Annotated in this window: 1 pseudogene; it reads right to left on the minus strand. The window is 67.7% G+C overall.

The window, feature by feature from the left end:
- Window positions 1-61: 61 nt before the first annotated feature.
- Window positions 62-830: pseudogene (locus tag IE182_RS31540) on the minus strand (transposase).
- Window positions 831-878 lie beyond the last annotated feature (48 nt).

Raw genomic sequence — 878 nt, forward strand, 5'->3', positions numbered from 1 at the left:
TAAATGATGTCCCGTAAGGGGTTGTTGGGGCAGGCTGATGTGCCTCTCGTGTGTTCGTGGGCTATCCCGCGAGAGCGAGGTTGTGGAGTCGGGCGATGCCGAGCATGGCCTGGTGGACGCCGTTGCCGCGCAGGCGGCAGTCGCGGAGGATTTTGAAGGTCTTCATGCGGGAGAAGGCATGTTCCACTCGGGCTCTGGCCCTGCGGTGGACGGTGTTGTCCGCTTGCTGTTCGGGGGTGAGCGGCGGTTGGGCCGGGGCCAGTGTGGAATGAGCGCGGCCGTGCCGCGGTAGCCGCCGTCACCCAGGAGTGGTGCGTTCTTCACCGCCTGGTCCACGCCGGACTCGCCATAGGCCCGGGCGTCGTGCCGGCTGCCGGGTAACGGGCGGCCTACCGCGACCACCAGACGACTGTTCGCATCGATGATGACCTGCAGGTTTGTCGAGTAGCGGTAGTTCTTGGAGGACACGGCCACGCTCCGGTCGCGGGTGGGGACCAAGGTTCCGTCCACGATCAGCACCGTGCCCGCCGGGTGCCGACGACGGACCGGTGCCAGCGCGAGGAACGGAGCGATGTGGTCGATGACCCGGTCCGCGGCCGACTTCGAGATCCCGAACAGCGGGCCGAGCTGCCGCATGGTGAGGTTCGTCCGCCAGTACGCGGCCACCAGCAGTACCCGGTCCTCCAGCGGCAGCCCCCACGGCCGGCCGCCGGACGGCGCACCACCGCCCGGCGCCGCACGAGACCTACCAGCTTGCGGAACTGCCGCTCGTCCAGGCCTGCGAACAGTCCCACCCAGCCCGGCTCCGACACCGTCACCACAGCACCCACACCAAGATCATCACATGCCTGAACAAGCCTTACGGGACACCGTTTAGT

The organism is Streptomyces cinnamoneus, from assembly GCF_014650495.1.
Taxonomy (GTDB): domain Bacteria; phylum Actinomycetota; class Actinomycetes; order Streptomycetales; family Streptomycetaceae; genus Streptomyces; species Streptomyces cinnamoneus.